Here is a 21,206-nt window from a genome sequence, read left to right on the forward strand (position 1 = left end):
TTGGGATTAGGATGTGATGGAATGTCGAATATAATCGTACAACTACTAACGAAAGCCTATGAAGAAAAAGCGTCAGATTTGCATCTTTCATTCGGGATTCCAGCCGTTTTCCGGGTGGATGGGCAATTGCGCCAACTCGGCGAACGTGCGTATACATCGTCAGAATTGCAACAGATGGTAGAGCACATTCTTCCTGCCAATAAAAAAGACGAATTCGAGTCCGTTGGGGAAGCCGATTTCAACTACGCATTTGAAGGGCTATGCCGTTTTCGTGTAAATGCATATCATCAGCGTGGCCAAGTTTCGATTGCGGCTCGTCTCATTTCGGCCGACATACCGACGATTCAGCAATTGGGGATGCCTGATGTCCTAATTGAGTTGGCTGAAAAACCGCAAGGACTCATTCTTGTGACAGGCCCGACAGGTTCCGGGAAATCGACGACGCTAGCGGCGATGATTGACTACGTCAATGACAATTATGCCAAACATATTATTACGCTCGAAGATCCGATTGAATATTTGCATCAGCATAAGAAATCCGTCGTCAATCAACGTGAAATCGGCGTTGATACACAAAGTTTCGCCAGTGGGCTAAGGGCTGCATTGCGGCAAGATCCTGAAATTATACTTGTTGGTGAAATGCGTGACCTTGAAACGATTTCAACGGCTATCACGGCAGCGGAGACAGGTCACCTTGTGTTGGCTACCCTACATACGAGTAGTGCGGCGACGACCATAGATCGTATTATCGACGTTTTTCCACCGCATCAGCAAAGCCAGATCCGAATTCAACTGGCTAACGTCTTGCAAGGGATTATTTCTCAGCGGTTGTTCGTGAAAAAGGATGGGCAGGGACGCGTGGCTGCAACGGAAGTGCTTGTTCAGACAGCATCTATTGCCAATCTAATACGCTCTGAGAAGGTGCATCAAATCCAAAACGTTATCCAAACGAGCCGGAAATTGGGCATGCATACATTAGAAACGTCCATCCAACAATTAATGGCAAGTGGAATGTTGCACTATGACGATGCCAAACCTTTTTTGAATGAAGGTGAATTCATTTGACGGTATTTAAATATAGCGGTCGGACATCTACAGGTGCGATGAAAAAAGGGGTCATCGATGCCGAAACACAGGTAGCTGCTGTTGCCAAACTACGCAAGCAAGGCATTAATCCGAGGGAAATAGCGGAATCCAACAGTATTCTTCATAAAGAATTAGCAGTTGGAGGAAAAGTGAAAAATGAAGATTTCGTCGTCTATTGCAGGCAGTTCGCCACACTGATCCGTGCGGGTGTTTCACTCGTTGAATCAACCAAGATATTGGCAGAACAAACTACAAGCAAGGTACTGAAAAAAGCATTGTTTGCAGTCGAAGAAGATATTCGAACAGGAACAACATTTTCAAGTGCTGCTGCAAAAAGTGACAAAGTGTTTCCGCCGATGTTCGTCAATATGATCCGCGCGGGTGAAGCGACGGGGAACTTGGATGAGACATTGGAAAGACTAGCAATCTATTATGAGAAACAACATAATTTGAAAAAGAAAATCCAATCGACAATGATGTACCCGCTTATCCTATTTATAATGACGATAATTGTTGTGGTCTTTCTGATGTTGACAATTGTGCCAACATTTACGTCGATGTTCGCCGACTTTGATGCTGAACTGCCAGGCATTACATTGTTTGTTATGGGGCTCAGTGATTTTATCAAAGCATTTTGGTGGCTGATGCTCATCATTGTGGTGGGGCTAGTCGTTGGTTTTAACTATTTGTTTAAAAACAACAAACAGTTCCATTATCAAGTGCATTATCTGTTACTGCGCATGCCGATATTTGGCAAGTTGCTGCAAAAAGCGGCAATTGCCCGCATGTCGCGCTCATTATCATCACTGTTCAGCAGTTCCGTGCCCATATTACAAGCACTGTCAATCGTTGAAAAAGTAATTGGTAATCCCGTTATGGGACAAGTTGTGTTGCAATCGAGAGCCAGTTTAGAAAAAGGCAGCACGCTATCGGCTCCGTTGCAAAAAAGCTGGCTGTTCCCACCGCTCGTCACGCAAATGACGGCGATTGGAGAGAAGACGGGTTCACTTGATTATATGTTGGAAAAAATTGCGGACTTTTACGAGGATGATGTCGACAGAACCGTAGATACGCTGAAAGGCTTGATTGAACCGTTGATGATTGTGTTTTTAGCAGCGATTGTCGGCACAATTGTGTTGGCGATTATGGTGCCGATGTTTAGTTTGTATGAGCAAGTCTAGGTTGTAAGGATACTGGATAGGGTGCCGGGTACTTGCATAATTCATGAAATTCGAATTGCGTGAGTACCTGGTACCCTGGGAAAGTGTCGGGAGGAAACAGATGCAAGACGCACCAATAATAAAAAACAAATGGAGGAATTATCATGTTGAACAAATTTAAAAAACAAATGAAAAATGAAAAAGGTTTAACGCTTATTGAACTATTGGCAGTTATTGTTATCTTGGCTATTATTGCGGCGATTGCGGTTCCGGCGATTGGAAATGTGATTAATAACTCGAAAGACAAAGCAATACTTGCTGATGCATCGAATATTTTATCAGGTGCTAAAATTGCTCTCGTTGATGGGGCATGCACTGACACATCAGGTGCGATTTCTTGTGTGGTATCTTCAGATGCTGCTTTACCTGGATTACAAGATTACGTTGAAGGTATGAAAGTAGGGGCTACTTACTCAGCTACAAGAACAGCTGCGGGTGTATGGACGATAACTTATAATAAATTAGATGAGTTGAAAACTAAAAAATATGTTGGATATAAAGCTACTGCTATTACTGACGCTAAATTAACCGAAGCACTTAATAAATAATCTTTCTCATTCTACAGTGGCCCACCCGCTGCTGTAGTCTCATCTTTTCGTTTTTGATCCAGCGTAATGACCCATCATTGCGCTGAATGGTTAACGAAATGACTTGTCTTTGATTGAAAGGAGCCCATCAAATGTTTGGTAGAAAAAAGAATCGGGTTGTATCACTTGAACTAAATGATTTTCTAATCCGTGCCTTCATTGTGAACGATGGCGATGTGGTGAACGCGACTGTCTATGAATCTCCGCTACCAACTGGCTTGGTCGTGGATGAAACGGTCCAAGATGAATTGGCTTTTTTTGAGTTGTTGAAAGAGCTTGCGAAAGATTGGCAGATTGCTAAGCATGATGTGCGTTTTTTTGCGCAGGATCATTCTGTTATGATGCGAACATTTGAGCATCCAAAAGATATTCCGTCCGATAAATTAAAAGGCTATGTGGAAATGGAATTAGGACGTACACTCCATTTACCGTTTGACGAGCCACTTATAGATGTCTATGATCCGAAAGTGGATGACGGGGAGGCTGTCATTTTTGCGGCACCTTCTGAAGAAGTCTTTAAACTGATGCATATATACGCGGATGTACATATGCATCCGACGATTTTGGATGTGCGTACCTTGTCCAATATTCGCTTTTTGGATAGCACATCATCCTTTTCGCCAGGCAAGACATATTTGATTGCAGATTGGTCAATTGATGCGGTGTCCGTCAGTATTTATTCCAATGGAAATGTCGATTTTCTGCGCTATCAGCCAACGGAAACATCATCGCGTAATTGGCATTATGAGTCGGATGGCAAGGAGCGCAATGTCTTTTCGTATGAGGGGCATATAGAAGATTATCATCAGTCACTCGCGAATCAGGTATTAGAGATTGACCGTATTTTGAATTTCTATCGTTTTTCCTTACATAAAGGTGAAAAGTCTGTCGACGAGATTGTAATGATGAGTGACCATCCTGAAATGGATTTCATAGTCGAGCAAATGCGTTCAGCTATTGATACGCCGATTACGGTTATTGACGATGTGTTTGTCCAAAAAAAATATCCTCAGTTTGAAGCCAAACATGCGGCACTTATTGGGCTTGCCTTGAAAGGGGGCTCTTAAATGGTTCCTGAAATTAACCTGCTGCCGCAAATGGAACGGAGATCTGCGGGCAACAAATGGGGAGCTCTACTTGTAGGAGTGGCTTTTATTGTCATCGTCTCATTTTTAGCCTTTCACTATTTTACGTTGACGAAAAGTGTCAAGACGTTACAGGCTTATCAGCAAGCTTTGCTGGCGGATAAAGCAACAATTGAAGCTGAAATTGCTACGTTGGAACAGCCTGAGCAAATGGACCTAGCTACAATTGTGGGGGTGTTGGAAACTATTACATATCCAGTGTCGCCATTGCTAGAGGAAATGAATCTCTATCGGAGTGAGGATGTCTATTTACGTGAATTTATATTGACTGACAATGAAATTGAGTTTGTTATGGACTTTGAAACGATGCCAGAAACGGCAACCTATGTCGGTGATTTGACAGGTAGTGCTTACTTTGCAGATGTGAAAGTGGAAGAAGTCGAAACAATTGTCCCGGTAGAGGGAGATAGAGCGGTTGAATCATTTGATGTTGTTGATCATTTTGCAAATCGTTTTACAGTGACCATTGATCCAACCTATTTACGTACGGGAGGTGCTGTACGATGAAGCAATCTTTAAATGAAAGTAAGTCGTTGGCGATTCTCTTAGGTGTTGTTGTCGTTCTATTGCTAGGCGCATTTTATTATTATTTTATTTATCCTAAGATAGAAACAGAAAAACAGACCGAGCAAGCGATTAGTCAACTGCAAACGGAGTTGACTACTTTGGAGCAACAGGTGGCTGTGCTGGGTGCGGTGGATACTGAAGATACGAATGATTTTGAGCTGCGTAAAAAGCTACCTGTCCAGCGTGAATTGGACAATTTACTGCGAACTATTCATGAAATCGAAGTGATGAGTGAATCAAAAATAGTAAGGATGACATTTAATAATTATGATGAAGAAGTTGCGCAAGCAGAGAGTCTAAAGTCTAAGGAAGAGACTGATGCAGAAGGAGCCGATCAAACAGAGGCTAGCACGACTGAAGAGGTAGTGGAAGGCGAGAAACCTGTTACGCCGATTAATATTGAGGCATTGCCAAAAGAGTTGAAACTGATGTCACTTGAGCTAGAAATGGAAGTAGTAGATGAGGCGCATTTGATGACTTTTTTACAAGAGATAGAGGCTATAGAGCGGATTGTACGTATTGATGGTGTGATAATTGATCAAGTGCCAGGTGAATTGGAATTGACACGGCTAAACCCAAATAAAAAAATACCTGTGACAGTTCAATTGACGACGTTTTACGCAGAGGATGTGACGAACTAAATGGATATGGTTCTTCTCGTATTATTCTTCACCTACGGCATCGTATTCGGCTCTTTCTTCAACGTTGTTGGCTTACGCGTTCCGAAAAAAGAGTCCATCGTGTCACCGCCTTCCCACTGCACAACTTGTGACCGAAAACTGGGGGTTCCTGACCTGGTGCCGGTCCTTTCTTACATCTTCTTAAAGGGGAAATGTCGGGGGTGCGGGTCGAAAATCAGTGCCATTTATCCGTTTATGGAGTTTGTGACGGGGTGCCTGTTTGCGCTGTCGTTTTATATGCTAGGTTTTAGCGCAGAACTTATCGTCGCCATTTTGTTCATGTCGCTTCTTGTCATCATTACGGTGTCGGACATCGCCTATATGCTTATCCCTAATAAGGTGCTGCTGCCGTTCGCTGTCGTGTTGCTTGGGGTTCGGCTGTTCATTCCCCTGGAGCCGTGGTGGGATAGCCTGCTCGGGGCTCTAGTGGGCTTCGGAGTCCTCTATCTTATCGCGGTTGTGTCGAAAGGTGGCATGGGTGGTGGGGACATCAAATTGTTTTTCGTTATCGGTCTTGTGTTGGGTACCGCGAATACGCTTTTGACGCTGTTTTTAGCGGCGTTCATCGGGTCTATTGCTGGGCTTATCATGTTGAAACGGACGGGGCAAGGACGAAAAACACCTATCCCATTTGGTCCTTCAATTGCAGTGGCTGCTGTCATTGCTTATTTCTGGGGTGCCGATTTTGTCGGTTGGTATGGAAATCTATTCTATTAAGTCGATAAATTTAGTGGAACAAGGCGACATACGTCTTGTTCTTTTTCACGTCCATTCTGATACCGTTAACTATAAAAGCACCTTGGTAAGGGCTGACTTATGCCCTCAGCACCTAGGCGCTAGATAAACTTAAACGGGGTGGTCAACAATGAAATTCGGAAAACGCTACTCGAAAGGGACAGTCTTCATGGCGATGCTTCATGGTGTCCTCATTGGTGTCGCGGCTGTTGCGGTGATTGGTCTACTGCTTATGGGGACTAAAGGGGAAGACGACAGCAAGACGAGCGGCAAAGAGTTACCTACATCGGGTCCAGCAGCTGTTGAAAATTCAGCAAAGCCTGCTGAAGAGTCGTTACAATTATTTGCGAAACAGCATGGGGCATTCTCGTCCTCGGAATCTGCAACTCTATTTATTGCAGAAGATCCAACTCTATCGAAAGCGGCCGTCATAAAGGCAGGCGATAAATACTTAGTTTGGACTGCAGTTGGGTTGGCGGAAAATGAGATTAACTCTAGTGAATCTGAAGGTACGTATCGGAAAACGTTCAGGGCGGATACCTCATCTTGCGGGGCAATCGGTGCAGGGAAATTGCGCGAGGTCCTCAAGCAAACGGAAATAGCCAAAATTAATTATTCGGACGAAACTAAAAAGGAAGGGAAAGATGATGATAAGACGAAGGCGTTTTACAAGAATATCACCGCCATTACAGCGTTTACGAAGGATTTACGTATCGTCAGATTGCATCTTCTTTCCCATTATTCACATACAGAAAACTGCGTTAAAATCACTTTTTAAGGATTAAAAAGGGGTCAAATTTGAGTTTTGAGGATTTTAAGACAATTTTCACAAATCCTTTTATCCAGTATGATGGGCTAAAGGGGGAATTACTAATGAAATTTACAGTTGTTAAACCAGTTATTCTAGCTTCAGCATCTCCGCGTCGGAAAGAAATTCTAAGTTTGCTTGGCTTCCCGTTCGCAGTTGTGCCAAGCAATGTGCCTGAGGATTTAGCTCTAGGAAATAATGATTTTGAAAGCTATGCACGGCAACTCGCTGCGATGAAAACGCAAGCAGTTGCGAATGAAGAGCAGGGTTCTATCGTAATTGGAGCGGATACGATTGTTGTGCATAATGGAAAAATATATTCGAAACCAGAAAGTAAAGAACAAGCGCGAACATTTTTAAAAGAGCTTTCTGGTGAATCACATACAGTTATAACAGGCGTCGGTTTATATATGGGTGATGAGATATGTACATTTTCCGTCCAGACAAAAGTTACTTTCCGAGAACTTGACGATATGTTGATTAACGCATATGTGGAATCCGGGGATCCGATGGACAAGGCTGGCGGATACGGTATTCAGACGGCTGGTGCACTATTGGTAGAAAAAATTGAAGGTGATTATTACAATGTTATGGGTTTGCCCATTGCAATGTTGACGGAGTATATGCGGAAGCTGTCCCTTATGGAATTGAAAGGCGGTGTATCATTCATTGACAATTGATACTCAGCCGGGAATGATGATCCGAGACGTACATATAGCGGACAGGCCGCGCGAGCGACTTATTAGGCAAGGTGCGGAAAGTTTATCCAATCAAGAGCTGATTGCAATATTGTTACGCACGGGTACAAAACAGGAATCTGTTCTCGTTCTTGCCAATCGAATTCTATCCTCTTTCGATAAAATCCAAGACTTGAAAGACGCTACGATTGAAGAAATGATACTGGTAAAAGGGGTCGGCAAAGCGAAGGCGGTCCAACTTCTTGCTGCCGCAGAGATTGGCAAGCGGATGTATCGTAAGCATTCAGAGGGGCGCTACACGATAAGGTCCCCTGAGGATGCCGCTGCCTATTTAATGACAGATATGGCCTCACTCAAACAAGAGCATTTCGTTGTGCTCTTTTTGAATGTTAAAAATGAAGTCCTTCATAAACAGACTATTTTTATCGGTAGCCTGAACTCAAGCATAGTTCATCCACGCGAAATTTTTCGTGAAGCAGTAAAGCGATCTGCTGCGTCCATAGTAGTTTCGCACAATCATCCGAGCGGAAATCCGTCACCATCTCCGGAAGATATTGAAGTAACTAAGAGACTCATTGAAGCGGGTTCAATTATGGGCATCGAAGTACTCGACCACGTTATCATCGGAGATCACCAGTTTTTAAGCTTAAAAGAGAAGGGATACATGTGACTATATTCTGAAATAATGCTTCGAATGGCACGAAAAATGAATCAGGGTACATGTGACGCTGTGAATTTGCTCTTCTATCCGTTATACTATGGTGTATGATTTCATGAATGCCGTAATTAACGGTTTAGCAGAAAGGAAGAACAAATTTGTTTGGTTTTGGATCTAGAGATGTCGGGATTGACCTCGGCACAGCAAATACATTAGTTTTCATTAAAGGAAAAGGCATTGTCCTTAGAGAGCCTTCAGTAGTAGCAAAAAATACACATACAGGTGAAATTGTTGCAGTCGGTAGCGCTGCAAGAAATATGATTGGTCGTACACCTGGATCGATCGTGGCAACACGCCCGATGAAAGACGGAGTCATTGCTGATTTTGAAATTACGACAGCAATGATTGAGCATTACATGAAAGAAGCAACGAAAACGTCAGGTGGAGCATGGAAAAAGCCAAATGTCCTAATTTGTGTGCCTTACGGAATTACTTCTGTTGAACAGCGCGCGGTTATTGATGCTTCACGTCAAGCTGGTGCAAAAGAAGCTTTCACAATTGAAGAACCGTTTGCGGCTGCAATTGGCGCAAATCTACCTGTTTGGGAACCTACTGGTAGCATGGTCGTCGATATTGGTGGCGGAACGACAGAAGTTGCAGTCATTTCACTTGGCGGTATCGTAACAAGCGAGTCGATTCGTGTCGGTGGCGACACAATGGACGGCGCAATCATTAGCTATATCCGCAAAATGTATAATTTGACTATCGGTGAACGGACTGCAGAAGCTATTAAAATTGAAATTGGTTCTGCAAAAGTAATTGGTGATACACAGAAAATGGAGATTCGCGGACGCGATCTTTTGACTGGTCTACCGAAAACGATTGAAATCTCTTCGGATGAAATCGCAGAAGCACTGCGTGAGTCAATTGCACAAATCATTGATGGCGTGAAAAAGACGCTTGAAACAACGCCTCCAGAATTATCTTCGGATGTTATGGAACGCGGAATTGTGCTAACAGGTGGTGGTGCGTTGCTTCAGAATCTTGATAAAGTCATTTCTGATGAAACACAAATGCCTGTTTTCATAGCTGAAGATCCACTCGATTGTGTTGCCATCGGAACAGGTAAAGCACTTGATAATTTTGAATTGATCAAAAAAATGCAAGGTAGATAAGTAAGGGAGGACATGGGCAATGCCGCGATTTTTTTCAAATAAACGTTTGATATTACTGCTCGTGGGCGTCATTATCCTTGTGGCATTAATTTCATTCTCCCTCAAAGACCGGCAGAATGCCTCCCTTCCAGAACAAGTTGTGAAAGATGTAGTCGGCTTCGGGCAATCACTATTCTCGAAGCCGGCGCTTTACATAACAAACGTCATTGGGAATATTGATGGGATTTTGAATACATACGAAGAAAACAAACATTTAAAAGTAAGATTAAGCGAATACGCCTCTGGACAAGCAGAGTTGGCGGATGTTAAAGCAGAAAATGAACGTTTGCTCGAAGTTGTAGGTAAAAAGGATGATTTGCGTGTGTATGAACCGGTTCAGGCAACGGTCATTTCACGGAACCCTGATCAGTGGGAAGAGAAAATCATCATCGACAAGGGCGAAGAACACGGCATTAAAAAGAATATGGCGGTTATTACAGCGAATGGCCTGGTTGGGAAAGTTGTCCTTGTCACACCTTTTACTTCAACGGTGGAACTATTGTCAACTGAAAACCGAAATTTACGTGTTGCCGCAGTCGTTGCGGGTGAAAAGACTTACGGACTGATCGAGGGGTATGACCGGAAACGCAGTGAGCTCATAATGAAACGAATTGACTCTAGTTTCGAAGTCAAAGTCGGTCAGAAAGTTATAACATCTGGTCTTGGTGGTATTTTTCCAAAGGGTCTTTTGATCGGTGAAGTAACAGAAGTGTCGACAGATGATTATGGACTGACGAAGTTGGCGTATATTCGTCCAGCAGCAGATTTCTCGTTGTTGGATCATGTCATCATTACCAAGCGCTCATCAATTACTGATGTTAATGGTACGGACGGGAACGATACTACAAATACTGAGGGGGAGGATGGATCATGATCCGGTCCATTATCCCTCTTATTGCTGTATTGCTATTTTTCCTAGAGCCTGTTTTTAGCCTGTTTTCACCCGTGAATATTGGTGGTACTAGTTATACACTTGTTCCGCGGTTTGTGGTCGTGTACCTTATTTTTATAGCAGTCTATTACAGTAGACAACGTGCAATCATTTACGGAATTGTGCTTGGACTCTTGTATGATATGTACCATATTGATATTATTGGATTATATGCATTTCTCTATCCTTTGATCTGCTTTATTGCAACACTAATTATTCGCCAAATCCATCGCCATATTGTAACGGTGATGTTCCTGGCGTTACTTCTGATTATCGTGCTTGAAGTGCTATCATACTTTTTCGCTAGTCTAGTTTCATTGACATCAATAGGCTTAGATGAATTCATTACTGGGAGACTTATTCCGACGATAATTGCGAATTCAATTTTTGTTGGTATGTTTGGCTGGTTTTTCAAAACTCTTATCTATAAAAGAGTAGTAGAGCGACAAGGCGAAACTTTGTAAAAGAAAATGCGGGGTGACGCAAATGACGAAACAGCAATATGTAACGATAAAAGGGACAAAGGACGGTCTTGTTCTTCGGCTTGACGACAAATGCGCTTATTCGGACATGATTGCCGAACTCCGTAGAAAAGTGGAGGAAGACGGCTTGGAGGGACTTGCGGAAGTGCAGGTTCATACAGGTAGTCGCTACTGCAATGAAGAAGAATTGCGGGAAATTATGAATACGATTCATGATTCTCCAAATTTACGTGTATCAAAAATCCAAAGTGATGTTATCACGATGGAAGAATGCAATAGAAAAGTGCTTGAAAACCAATCCGAAACCTACGTCGGTATCGTGCGATCGGGTCAAGTTGTGCAGGCAGTAGGGGATCTCGTTGTCATTGGTGACGTGAATCCCAATGGCCGCGTGGTCGCTGCAGGCAGCATCTATGTTCTTGGTAGGCTGAAAGGAATCGCTCATGCAGGCTCGAGCGGCAATGCGAAGGCTGTTATTGCGGCTTCTTGGCTTGAAGCAACACATCTTATAATCGCGGACAAAATGGAAACGATGACGGATGAGTTAACGATTTTGTCGGAACAACCGGAAATGGAATGTGCCTATTTGCATCCGAACGGCTTCATCGCCATCGATCGTCTGCAGGAACTCCGGATTCTTCGGCCTGGTCTGTCATCATTTAAAGGAGGAAGCTAGTGTGGGAGAAGCAATCGTAATAACATCTGGTAAAGGTGGTGTCGGTAAGACGACGACAACTGCAAACCTTGGAACCGCATTGGCTCTCCAAGGTAAAAAAGTGTGTCTGATTGACACTGATATCGGTCTCCGAAACCTAGACGTCATTCTCGGCCTTGAAAACCGTATCATCTACGATTTAGTGGATGTCATTGAAGGGCGCTGCAAAGTTCAACAGGCACTTGTGAAGGATAAACGCTTTGAGGACGGTCTCTTTTTATTGCCGGCTGCTCAAACTACTGATAAAAATGCTATAAATCCGGAACAGATGAAAACATTGGTCAATGAACTAAAACGAGATTATGACTATATATTGATTGACTGTCCGGCTGGTATCGAACAAGGTTTCAAAAACGCCATTGCCGGCGCAGACCGTGCCATTGTTGTCACGACACCTGAAATTTCGGCCGTCCGAGACGCAGACCGAATCATTGGTTTGCTTGAACAGGAAGACATAGAACCGCCGAAACTGATCATCAACCGCATCAGGCGGCATCTCATGACTAACGGAGATGCACTTGATGTCAACGATATTACGACACACTTGTCTATCGACTTGCTTGGAATCGTCCTAGACGACGAAAGCGTTATCACTTCCTCTAACAAAGGGGAGCCAGTCGTCATGGATCCAGCGAACCCTGCAGCATTGGGCTATCGCAACATTGCCCGTCGCATTCTCGGCGAATCCGTTCCGCTCATGTCACTTGCCGCTGGGAAACCTGGATTCTTCGGTAAACTTAAATCGATTTTTGTGAGATAACCCCAAACCCCTGACACATATTTTTTGTGTTGGGGGTTTTTTGTGGAATTTCGGTTGGAGGGAGGAAGAGTTGAAATTACAATTCGAAAGTTGCAATTAAACGTGCGAAGTTGCAATTACGTTTCCATAGTTGCAATTAAACATGGAAATTTGCAATTAGCGATAGTAAATGAATTAGATTCCGCGATGGGGTTAGATATCGGTACTTTTTCAATGAGAAAGTCAAAAAAGGAGGAGATTTTGATTGATTATTAAAAAACGAGGTATTCCAGGGGCTTTTGCAGGGTTAGCATCGCTTGTTTCACGTATATCGGAATCTGATGAAGTATTTAAAAGAATCAAGTCTGATTATAAAAATAGTCGTGCAGGATTTGCGGGTGAATTAAAGGTTGATAATTTTTTGGAAGAGCTTGAACTGAAGATGCCCTATTACGTTTTGCAGAATCTGAATATCAGGGTTGGAAAAAAGGAAGTTCAGATTGACACAGTGATTATCCATCCCAATTTCATTATGATAATAGAAATAAAAAATATGCGGGGGGAGTTTTATTTTGATCCCGTTAATAAACATTTTTATAGGTTGAGCGACGTAGGGAAAAAGGAAGGAATGAGGAACCCGGAATCGCAGCTAAGTCGGTCTACAACTATTATCAATTCATTCCTTCGTGGTAAAGGGATTGAGATGTCCGCCAATGGACTTATCGTATTCGTTAGCCGTGCGGGTATTGTTATGCAAGCATCAGAAAAGCGGGAAACGATTCCGCTTGATTCACTGGTGGAGTATATTGAGTTTTTAGAAAACAGAACTAAACGCGTGATGCCAACTGAAAAATGCAAGCGTTTGGCGCTGGAGCTATTAGCTGAAGATAGGCCGGAAGAACTAGTTAGCATCGTCGACTTTTATAATGTTTCAATTGATAAAGTGAAAAAAGGGGTCAGATGTCCGGAGTGCAGTACCATTCCAATGCTAAGAAAACATTCGCGATGGTATTGTGAGAAATGTGGAAAGGAATCGCGTGATGCTCACCTCAATACCTTGAAGGAATATCGGTTATTATTTGGGCCGGAAATTACAAGTAGAAGTGCGATTGAATTCATGCAGCACAATTCCATTTACTTTGCGATACGTGTTCTTAATAATAATGCTGAAATAAAAAAAGCGAAGGCAAGGTATCGATTATTTCAAATTAGCGATGAAAAACATCTATTATCGGAATTTATTTGGGCAGAGTTGAAAAACTAGTTGTTGAAATGGCGGGTTTGCAATTAGATTTGACTAGTCGCAGTTAGAATTCGAAAGTTGCAATTAGAATCCAAAAGTTGCAGTTAAAACTTAAGGGTTGCAATTAGAACCCGAAAGTTGCAATAAAAGAGAACGCGCTGGTATTTGCCGCCCAAATTTTCTCGCAGAAATCGAACTATACGAAATCCACTTTCAATAATTCAAACCAACCGCCCATACTATTCCCCTCATCTCCGTCATATACTAAAAAAAACGGGTGGTGTGACCGGTTGAAATGGAGAACGAAGTGGATGATGGCAATTGTGTTGACGCTCGGTGTGATTGGTGTGGCGAAGTTGGAGGATGCGGGTGTTATTCAGGAACCTGTTACACAGTATGTGACGTCTGGAAAGGACTTTTTGGCGATGAAGAAATGGGTTGCGACGATGATTAAAGATCCTGGGGCCGACAAAATTGCGGTCATGGCAGATCCACATCGGGAAGATCCATTTTCGGCGTATGAATCAATGCAACCCTATAAAGAGGGAGTAATTGTATCTTATACGCAACCATTGCCGATTGATGCACAAGAAAACGGGCTAGTGATATTCACAGGTTTTACGCGCGAATCGGGTAAGACTATCACGGTATTATATGATAGTGGAGATGAAGTGACGTATGGTTATGTTGGAAAAGTTGTCAAACTGCCGTATACTGCTGTGAAAAAAGGGGACACGCTGGCGCTAATGAATGAGGGGGCGATTTATCTGAAGGTGAAGCGTGATGGGGTGAAAATGGATGCATCACTATTACCGACATATCTTTTGGGCGAGGAACAATGAAATTTAAGCTCCATCCTGTTCTTTTGCCTTTTTTTATATTTTTAATCATGACCGGCAGCATTTCGATCTATGCCATTATTTTTATTTCGCTTCTGATCCATGAAGCCGGTCATCTCCTTGCTGCCTATCTAACTGGAATGCGCATACGATCCTGTACAATCATGCCATACGGTGGCGAAATCGTTATTTGGAATAAACACATGGCACCAAGAAGAGATCGTCTCCTTGTCGCGCTTAGCGGCCCTTTAGCAACGTTGCTTCTTTTATTAATGGCAATATGGATTCCATTTCCGGGTGACGACCAAGTTATCCGGATTCAAGTCGCATTGCTAGTGCTTAACTTACTTCCCATTCTACCGCTTGATGGTGGACAGGCAATATGTGCGCTGCTCGAAACAGACGGTTCCGTTTATCGCACACGTGCTCTTTTCTTACTCCATTCCATTCTTTTTCTTTGCGCTGGCATTATCCTGTTATCAGCTGATTTGCCTAAGACATTGCCCTACATTCTCCTGGCAACGTTCCTCCTGCTTCAAAACATTTCCGCTTTTCGATTCCGAAAATATGAAAAAGCATTTGCCGAAATGAAATTAAATAGATTGACGTAATAAAATATACGTGGTATCATTCAAGAGTTAATGTTTGTAGCACCCGTGCTACAACCGCACTGATAAGGTACAAGTATCCGTACGGATCACCTTTGAAGGCGAGTCTGTAATTATAGAGGAGGTGCAAGTATGTACGCAATTATTGAAACTGGTGGAAAACAAATCAAAGTTGAAAAAGGCCAGGAAATCTACATTGAAAAAGTAGCTGGAGAAGCTGACGAAGTTGTCACTTTCAACAGAGTTCTATTCGTAGGTGGAGAAGACGTGAAAGTAGGCGTTCCATTCGTGGAAGGTGCTACAGTTACAGGAACTGTTGTAAAACAGGGACGTGCTAAAAAAATCACTGTTTTCAAATACAAGCCGAAAAAGAACTATCACAAAAAACAAGGTCATCGTCAGCCATACACGAAAATCGTCATTGACGGTATCAATCTGTAAGCCGGCATGATCAAAATCATCATCAAGAAACAATCATCCGGTCGGATCAACTCTTTTGAGATGTCAGGCCACGCTAATTTCGCAGAATACGGAAAAGACCTTGTCTGTGCAGCTGCATCAGCAGTATCATTTGGTGCTGTCAATGCAATCATTGCACTTACAGGCAAAACCCCTGAGATTCAACAAGGATCTGAGAGTGGTTATTTGAAAGTCATATTTCCGGATACTGAAGAAAACGATCACGATACACAGTTGATTGTGAAGGCAATGATTGTTTCATTGCAGACGATTGAAAATGACTATGGGCAACATATAAAAATTATTCTTAAATAGTAGGAGGTGGCATACATGCTACGTTTAGATCTCCAGTTTTTCGCATCGAAAAAAGGGGTAGGTTCTACTCGGAACGGTCGTGACTCACACTCGAAACGTCTTGGCGCAAAACGCGCGGACGGACAGTTTGTTACTGGCGGCTCAATCCTTTATCGTCAGCGCGGAACGAAAATTCATCCAGGTGAAAACGTCGGTATCGGCGGTGACGATACTCTTTTTGCAAAAGTTGACGGCGTCGTTCGTTTCGAACGTTTTGGTCGCGACAAAAAGAAAGTTAGCGTATACCCTGAAGTTCAGGAAGCTTAATATACGTACGACAGAAAGGACTGCATACGAATGTGCAGTCCTTTTTTCTTTTTTTAGACACAGAAAGAAGTCATACCTATTTACGCTTGCCACAAATAGCGAAATAAGCTATATAGATGCTATACTGTATACATGAAAATTGTTGGCGGTGAATGGGAATGGGGAACAGTAAACTAACCACGGCGAAAGCGCTGAAATTTGCAAGACATGATTTTTTAAATGAACTTCAATTAGTATTGCTCTATATCGATCTTGATAAACTACCGGAAGCAAAACAAAAGATCTTGGAAGCAACCGATCGTATGCGTGAAGTGGCATTGTTAGAAAGGCTTGGGCTTCCAGCCGTTGAGACATGGCTTACTACGTTCGACTGGTTGTACGGTGCGTATACTAAAACGATGACGTGTACAATAGCGTCCGGAATCCGGGAAGCCGACGATAAGGAAGTTGTAACTTATTTAGAACGAATGTTTAGCGAAGCCGAAAAAACACTAGAGCCGACATCCGAATATGAAACACAAATCGATGTGCAGGCAACAGCGACAAGTTGGTCAATTACTATTTCTGTGCATGGTCAGATGGAAAATAGACTTCCGGCACCGATAGCGGATGGAAACTTTACTATTAAAGAGACACTTTCACAAAATCAATGGACGTTCACGATCAGTGGACAATAGGAGGAAAATAAATGTTTGTCGATCACGTTAAGATTTATGTAAAAGGCGGCGACGGTGGTGACGGAATGGTTGCTTTCCGTCGGGAAAAGTATATCGCATATGGTGGCCCAGCCGGTGGCGATGGAGGACAAGGTGCTAACGTTGTTTTCATTGTGGATGAAGGATTGCGGACACTAATGGATTTCCGTTACCAGCGCCATTTCAAGGCCCAACGCGGTGAGCACGGTGGGAGTAAAAATATGCACGGGAAAAACGCAACGGATGTAGTTGTCAAAGTACCACCTGGTACGATTGTGACAGACGCGGAAGATGGTGCAATCATCGCTGACCTCGTTGAGCACGGTCAGACAGCAATCATTGCTAAAGGCGGCCGTGGAGGACGCGGGAATAGCCGATTCGCGACACCATCAAACCCTGCACCTGAATTATCTGAAAAAGGTGAGCCGGGCGCTAATAAAGAAATTAACTTGGAATTGAAAGTGCTAGCGGATGCAGGACTTGTCGGCTTCCCAAGTGTTGGTAAATCAACGCTATTATCTGTTGTTTCCGCTGCAAAACCAAAAATTGCAGATTATCATTTTACTACCCTTGTTCCGAATTTGGGCATGGTTGAAACGGATGATCACCGCGGCTTCGTGCTAGCTGACCTTCCAGGATTGATTGAAGGAGCGCACCAAGGTGTCGGTCTAGGTCATCAGTTCTTACGTCACATCGAACGGACACGCGTCATCATCCATGTGGTTGATATGTCCGGCCTAGAAGGACGTGAGCCATACGAGGATTTCCTGACAATCAATGAGGAATTAGAACAATACAATATGCGTTTGACAGAACGTCCGCAAATCATTGTTGCAAATAAAATGGACATGCCTGAAGCTGAAGAGAATCTCAAAATCTTCAAGGAGAAACTGAATGACAGCAATGCACTCATCTTCCCAACTTCAGCACTCACGAGAACTGGACTTGACGGACTTCTACATGCGGTTGCGAATTTACTTGAAACGACACCGGAATTCCCAATGCATGAAATTGAGGACGAAGACAAAGAGAACTCAGTTCTGTACAAATATGATGGAGAAGCAGAGTTGTTTAAAGTTGAACGTGATGATGACGGCGCATTCGTATTGTCGGGCTATACAATTGAACGTCTGTTCAGGATGACGGACTTTAACTTTGACCAATCCGTTCGTAAATTCGCGAGACAATTGCGTGGTATGGGAGTAGATGATGAACTCCGTAAACGTGGCGCGAAAGATGGGGATACAGTGCGACTTCTTGACTTCGAATTTGAATTCGTAGATTAATTAGTTGGAATGAATGACTAAAAAATGACTAAAGGTACGCACGAAGGGGGATATCCTATGAAGCAGTTGGGGGAAGGTCAGTTTTATCTTGTAAGGGAAGACGTACTGACAGAATCGATGCTGAAAATGTTAGAGGCGAAAAGGCTTTTAGCGAGCGGAGAGGAATCGACGATACAAGATGCCACGAAAAGGGTAGGACTATCCCGTAGTGCATTTTATAAATACCGCGACACTGTTTACCCGTTCGAATCCATTGCGCGTGAGCGTATCCTGACGATTTTCATTCAACTTGAAGACCGGAAAGGATCGCTTGCGACATTGTTGCAAATCGTCTCAGAGTCGAAATGTAACGTTTTAACAATTCACCAAACAATTCCTGTTCAAGCACGGGCCAATATTACCTTGTCACTCGATGTGACAGAAATGATTATAAAAATGGAAGAGTTCCTGCAACGATTAAAAGCACCTGACTTTGTCGATTCGGTAGTCTTAATCAGTTCAGGTGCACTCTGATGGGAGGATACTAGTATGGGAAATGATAGGTATACGCCTACTGTCGCTTATTTGGGGCCGGAAGCATCATTCACGCACGTCGCGGCAAGCACTCTTTTTGGAACTTCGGGTTTGATACCTCAACCTACAATACCGGATTGTGTAGAGGCTGTGGTAGAAGGGCGAGTCGCCTATGCGATTGTTCCGCTTGAAAACGCGTTGGAAGGATCCGTTCCGATGACCATTGATTATCTGTTTCATGGGGCAGATTTGTTCATAAATGCTGAAATATCAATACCAATCGAACAGCATCTAATGGTCCATAAAAAGCAAGTGCCTTTTATAGCTGAAATGGAATCCATCAATTCCCATCCCCATGCCCTTGCCCAATGCCATAAATATTTGCAGTACCATTACCGTCGTGTCCCGCTTATCCAGACGACTTCCACGGCGGCGGCTGCCAAATATATTTCCGAAAACCCAGATGTGAAGGTTGCGGCAATCGGAAACAAGTTGGCGGCTGAAAAATATGGTCTACATATCGCAGAAGAGAATATTCACGATTTTCATTTTAATCATACGCGATTCGTCGTATTATCCCTGCGAAAAGAAAGTTTGGAAACAAATGGCCATTCTGCAAAACTAAAAACGACATTAATGGTGAAACTGCCAGAAGATGATCGTTCGGGTGTGTTACACCAGGTTTTATCCGTTTTTGCATGGCGTAGACTCAATTTAAGTAAAATTGAATCAAGGCCCTTAAAAACAGGACTGGGCAATTATTTCTTCATTATCGACGTAATGGAATCCGAAGAACACCCGATGATGAAAGGTGCGATGGAAGAACTCGCCGCACTGAATTGTACTGCTCGCTCATTCGGTTCATATTTCATATACGACCAACTGCCATCACGTCATTCAATATGACTGTGATGGTTTTTTAATTGGGCAACAAATCACTTCGGTAATTTCTTGTAAATAGTGAATAAATGGCTATATAGTCGGCGCTTAACAAATAGAATGTACTTCCAACACCGCTTTGTCGCTTGTATCTTCGGGCACCTGCAATCTTTATAGAAAGTCATCTACTCTTTTCTTCCAAAACAACTGCGTTTTTCACTTGAATAGTGTAGGAAGGCCACAGGCAATTATTTACAACGGAATTACTTCTAGCCACACTAGGACCCCTTAGTAAATCTGTCATGAATAGTTAGCCGTAAGCGGGCCGAAAATAGTCCAGTGAAAATGAAGGTCATCGAGCTCTTGTCACCAGTATTTCATTCAAATAAATGGTTAATCAACAGGCGCGATACATCCCCAAGCGCCGAATAGGATTCAATGAAATTCTTTATTTCAACATATATAGTGTCCACCCCCAGCTTTTCTTTAGAATAAACTACCCACTCCCGCATATACATGGCTAGAGAGGATATCTCGTTAAAGATGAGCGTCACACAGACGGGCGTCCGTTCATACGATGGATTGACGGAAGGGGGAAATTTTTAAGTGGAAGTCCATATTGTTGTAAAAGGGGATACGCTTTGGAAGATTGCGCGTCAATACGGTATCCCGTTTGAAGAGTTAAAGCGGGTGAATGCGCATCTTGCTAATCCAGATTATATCGTACCTGGAATGAAAATTTTCTTGCCGAAAAGACAGCATCATGGAACGAATGAGCACGTCAAGCACCCTGAGCACGTCAAGCACCCGGAGCATGTCAAGCACCCTGAGCATGTCAAGCACCCTGAGCACGTCAAGCACCCGGAGCACGCCAAGCATCCAGAGCACGTCAGGCACCCGGAACACGTCAAACAACCTGAACACGTCAAGCACCCTGAGCACGTTAAGCATCCAGAGCATATCAAGCATCCTGAACACGGGAAGGGGCCGGTGAAACCAGTACCAAGACCACCAGCGCCAAGACCGCCAATGCCAACACCGAGACCACCAACGCCAGTACCACCATCTAAACCAACACCAGTACCGGCTCCGATACCATTACCGACGCCGACACCGATGCCAGCGCCTCCGCAGGCGCAAATACCGATGCCAATGCCAATGCCAATGCCGATGCCAATGCCAATGCATCCGATGATAGGTATTCCATGTGGATGGATGCCGATTTTTGACGCAGATTGTTTCCCGTTCATGCACTCGGGACAAATTCAGGCGATGCCAAGTTCAGAACCACCGATGTATGAACAAGAATCACCGATCTTTTCTGGGCAGGGCCCTGCAACATCTCCCTTAGAAATTCCTATGGTAGAAGGGTGGCAGTTGCTCGAATCCCCTGATTTCATGTTTGAAGAAACAGCCGAAATGATTATGAAACCAGCTGCTGAGTGTTCACCAGAATTTATGCAAGAAGCATCACCAGAATTTGACCTGCAACCGTCTGCTCCGTGTCCGCCTGGGCCGGGTTACATGCCGCAGGCTATATCACCAGCTATGCAAGGTCAGTGGAATCCTGCACAATTCGGTTATCCTGCAATGCAACACCCGGTTCATCATCCAGGTTGCGGCGGATGTGGATGTGGTTGCGACGGGCCGCAACAACACCAACCCCATCGTCAGCAAATGATGATACCGATATTTTACGGTCAACCGTGCAATTGCCCTTCATGCATGCAACAGGCAACTCCTTATTCTGGAATGCCTCCTAATCAAGGTTCCAACTGGTTCGGAGCGTATTGACCGG

At 43.5% G+C, this 21,206-nt stretch carries 26 protein-coding genes and 1 other annotated feature; all 26 genes read left to right on the top strand.

What is annotated here, in order from left to right:
• The first annotated feature begins 21 nt into the window (after positions 1-21).
• The 26 genes from H2672_RS02355 (at position 22) to H2672_RS19400 (ending at position 21,202) form a co-directional block, all read left to right on the top strand.
• Positions 22-1,065 carry a type IV pilus twitching motility protein PilT gene (locus H2672_RS02355; RefSeq protein WP_186668541.1) on the top strand — a complete coding sequence of 348 codons (1,044 nt, stop codon included), beginning with the start codon at positions 22-24 and terminating at the stop codon, positions 1,063-1,065.
• Complete coding sequence (locus H2672_RS02360; RefSeq protein WP_186668543.1) at positions 1,062-2,267, top strand: type II secretion system F family protein; 1,206 nt, start codon at positions 1,062-1,064, stop codon at positions 2,265-2,267. The genes H2672_RS02355 and H2672_RS02360 overlap by 4 nt, the downstream gene beginning before the upstream one ends.
• A 143-nt stretch (positions 2,268-2,410) precedes the next feature.
• Entirely contained in the window at positions 2,411-2,854 is a 444-nt protein-coding gene (locus H2672_RS02365) for a prepilin-type N-terminal cleavage/methylation domain-containing protein (protein ID WP_186668545.1), read from the top strand.
• Between the two features lie 131 nt (positions 2,855-2,985).
• On the top strand, positions 2,986-3,960 hold the full coding sequence (gene pilM / locus H2672_RS02370; protein ID WP_186668547.1) for a type IV pilus biogenesis protein PilM: 975 nt from the start codon (positions 2,986-2,988) through the stop codon (positions 3,958-3,960).
• On the top strand, positions 3,961-4,545 hold the full coding sequence (locus H2672_RS02375; protein WP_186668549.1) for a PilN domain-containing protein: 585 nt from the start codon (positions 3,961-3,963) through the stop codon (positions 4,543-4,545).
• On the top strand, positions 4,542-5,246 hold the full coding sequence (locus H2672_RS02380) for a hypothetical protein (RefSeq protein ID WP_186668551.1): 705 nt from the start codon (positions 4,542-4,544) through the stop codon (positions 5,244-5,246). Before H2672_RS02375 ends, H2672_RS02380 begins: the two co-directional genes overlap by 4 nt.
• Entirely contained in the window at positions 5,247-6,002 is a 756-nt protein-coding gene (locus H2672_RS02385) for a prepilin peptidase (protein ID WP_186668553.1), read from the top strand.
• Between the two features lie 148 nt (positions 6,003-6,150).
• On the top strand, positions 6,151-6,798 hold the full coding sequence (locus H2672_RS02390; RefSeq protein WP_186668555.1) for a hypothetical protein: 648 nt from the start codon (positions 6,151-6,153) through the stop codon (positions 6,796-6,798).
• A 95-nt stretch (positions 6,799-6,893) separates the two neighbouring features.
• Positions 6,894-7,508, top strand: coding sequence for a Maf family protein (locus H2672_RS02395; protein WP_186668557.1), 615 nt, complete (start codon positions 6,894-6,896; stop codon positions 7,506-7,508).
• A gap of 16 nt (positions 7,509-7,524) precedes the next feature.
• Positions 7,525-8,196 carry a RadC family protein gene (gene radC, locus H2672_RS02400; protein ID WP_186669549.1) on the top strand — a complete coding sequence of 224 codons (672 nt, stop codon included), beginning with the start codon at positions 7,525-7,527 and terminating at the stop codon, positions 8,194-8,196.
• Positions 8,197-8,342: 146 nt separating this feature from the next.
• Positions 8,343-9,359: a rod shape-determining protein gene (locus tag H2672_RS02405; protein ID WP_067208132.1), complete on the top strand. Its 1,017-nt coding sequence runs from the start codon at positions 8,343-8,345 to the stop codon at positions 9,357-9,359.
• Positions 9,360-9,378: 19 nt separating this feature from the next.
• Positions 9,379-10,272 carry a rod shape-determining protein MreC gene (mreC, locus tag H2672_RS02410; RefSeq protein ID WP_186668559.1) on the top strand — a complete coding sequence of 298 codons (894 nt, stop codon included), beginning with the start codon at positions 9,379-9,381 and terminating at the stop codon, positions 10,270-10,272.
• Positions 10,269-10,793: a rod shape-determining protein MreD gene (gene mreD / locus H2672_RS02415; protein ID WP_186668561.1), complete on the top strand. Its 525-nt coding sequence runs from the start codon at positions 10,269-10,271 to the stop codon at positions 10,791-10,793. The genes mreC and mreD overlap by 4 nt, the downstream gene beginning before the upstream one ends.
• 22 nt (positions 10,794-10,815) lie before the next feature.
• Positions 10,816-11,487 carry a septum site-determining protein MinC gene (gene minC / locus H2672_RS02420; RefSeq protein ID WP_186668563.1) on the top strand — a complete coding sequence of 224 codons (672 nt, stop codon included), beginning with the start codon at positions 10,816-10,818 and terminating at the stop codon, positions 11,485-11,487.
• A gap of 1 nt (position 11,488) precedes the next feature.
• Positions 11,489-12,286, top strand: coding sequence for a septum site-determining protein MinD (gene minD / locus H2672_RS02425; RefSeq protein WP_186668565.1), 798 nt, complete (start codon positions 11,489-11,491; stop codon positions 12,284-12,286).
• 244 nt (positions 12,287-12,530) lie between these two features.
• Positions 12,531-13,529: a nuclease-related domain-containing protein gene (locus H2672_RS02430; protein ID WP_186668567.1), complete on the top strand. Its 999-nt coding sequence runs from the start codon at positions 12,531-12,533 to the stop codon at positions 13,527-13,529.
• Positions 13,530-13,798: 269 nt separating this feature from the next.
• Complete coding sequence (locus H2672_RS02435; protein WP_186668569.1) at positions 13,799-14,350, top strand: M23 family metallopeptidase; 552 nt, start codon at positions 13,799-13,801, stop codon at positions 14,348-14,350.
• A complete protein-coding gene (locus H2672_RS02440; protein ID WP_186668571.1) occupies positions 14,347-14,958 on the top strand; it encodes a M50 family metallopeptidase in 612 nt (203 codons plus the stop codon). The genes H2672_RS02435 and H2672_RS02440 overlap by 4 nt, the downstream gene beginning before the upstream one ends.
• A 42-nt stretch (positions 14,959-15,000) precedes the next feature.
• Positions 15,001-15,074 (top strand) — a sequence feature (ribosomal protein L21 leader region).
• A gap of 13 nt (positions 15,075-15,087) precedes the next feature.
• Positions 15,088-15,396, top strand: coding sequence for a 50S ribosomal protein L21 (rplU, locus tag H2672_RS02445; protein WP_067208153.1), 309 nt, complete (start codon positions 15,088-15,090; stop codon positions 15,394-15,396).
• Between the two features lie 6 nt (positions 15,397-15,402).
• The gene (locus H2672_RS02450; protein ID WP_186668573.1) at positions 15,403-15,729 is read left to right on the top strand and encodes a ribosomal-processing cysteine protease Prp; all 327 of its coding nucleotides are present in this window, start codon (positions 15,403-15,405) and stop codon (positions 15,727-15,729) included.
• A 15-nt stretch (positions 15,730-15,744) separates the two neighbouring features.
• Positions 15,745-16,035, top strand: a complete 291-nt coding sequence (gene rpmA / locus H2672_RS02455; protein ID WP_186668575.1) for a 50S ribosomal protein L27 — start codon at positions 15,745-15,747, stop codon at positions 16,033-16,035.
• Positions 16,036-16,193: 158 nt separating this feature from the next.
• Positions 16,194-16,712, top strand: coding sequence for a Spo0B domain-containing protein (locus H2672_RS02460; RefSeq protein ID WP_186668577.1), 519 nt, complete (start codon positions 16,194-16,196; stop codon positions 16,710-16,712).
• Between the two features lie 11 nt (positions 16,713-16,723).
• On the top strand, positions 16,724-18,016 hold the full coding sequence (gene obgE, locus H2672_RS02465; RefSeq protein ID WP_186668580.1) for a GTPase ObgE: 1,293 nt from the start codon (positions 16,724-16,726) through the stop codon (positions 18,014-18,016).
• A gap of 57 nt (positions 18,017-18,073) precedes the next feature.
• Positions 18,074-18,529, top strand: a complete 456-nt coding sequence (locus H2672_RS02470) for an ACT domain-containing protein (RefSeq protein WP_067208168.1) — start codon at positions 18,074-18,076, stop codon at positions 18,527-18,529.
• A gap of 15 nt (positions 18,530-18,544) precedes the next feature.
• The gene (gene pheA, locus H2672_RS02475; RefSeq protein ID WP_186668582.1) at positions 18,545-19,435 is read left to right on the top strand and encodes a prephenate dehydratase; all 891 of its coding nucleotides are present in this window, start codon (positions 18,545-18,547) and stop codon (positions 19,433-19,435) included.
• Positions 19,436-20,014: 579 nt separating this feature from the next.
• Positions 20,015-21,202: a LysM peptidoglycan-binding domain-containing protein gene (locus H2672_RS19400; protein WP_222439286.1), complete on the top strand. Its 1,188-nt coding sequence runs from the start codon at positions 20,015-20,017 to the stop codon at positions 21,200-21,202.
• Positions 21,203-21,206: the final 4 nt, after the last annotated feature.

This window comes from Sporosarcina sp. BP05 (genome assembly GCF_014282005.1).
GTDB lineage: Bacteria > Bacillota > Bacilli > Bacillales_A > Planococcaceae > Sporosarcina.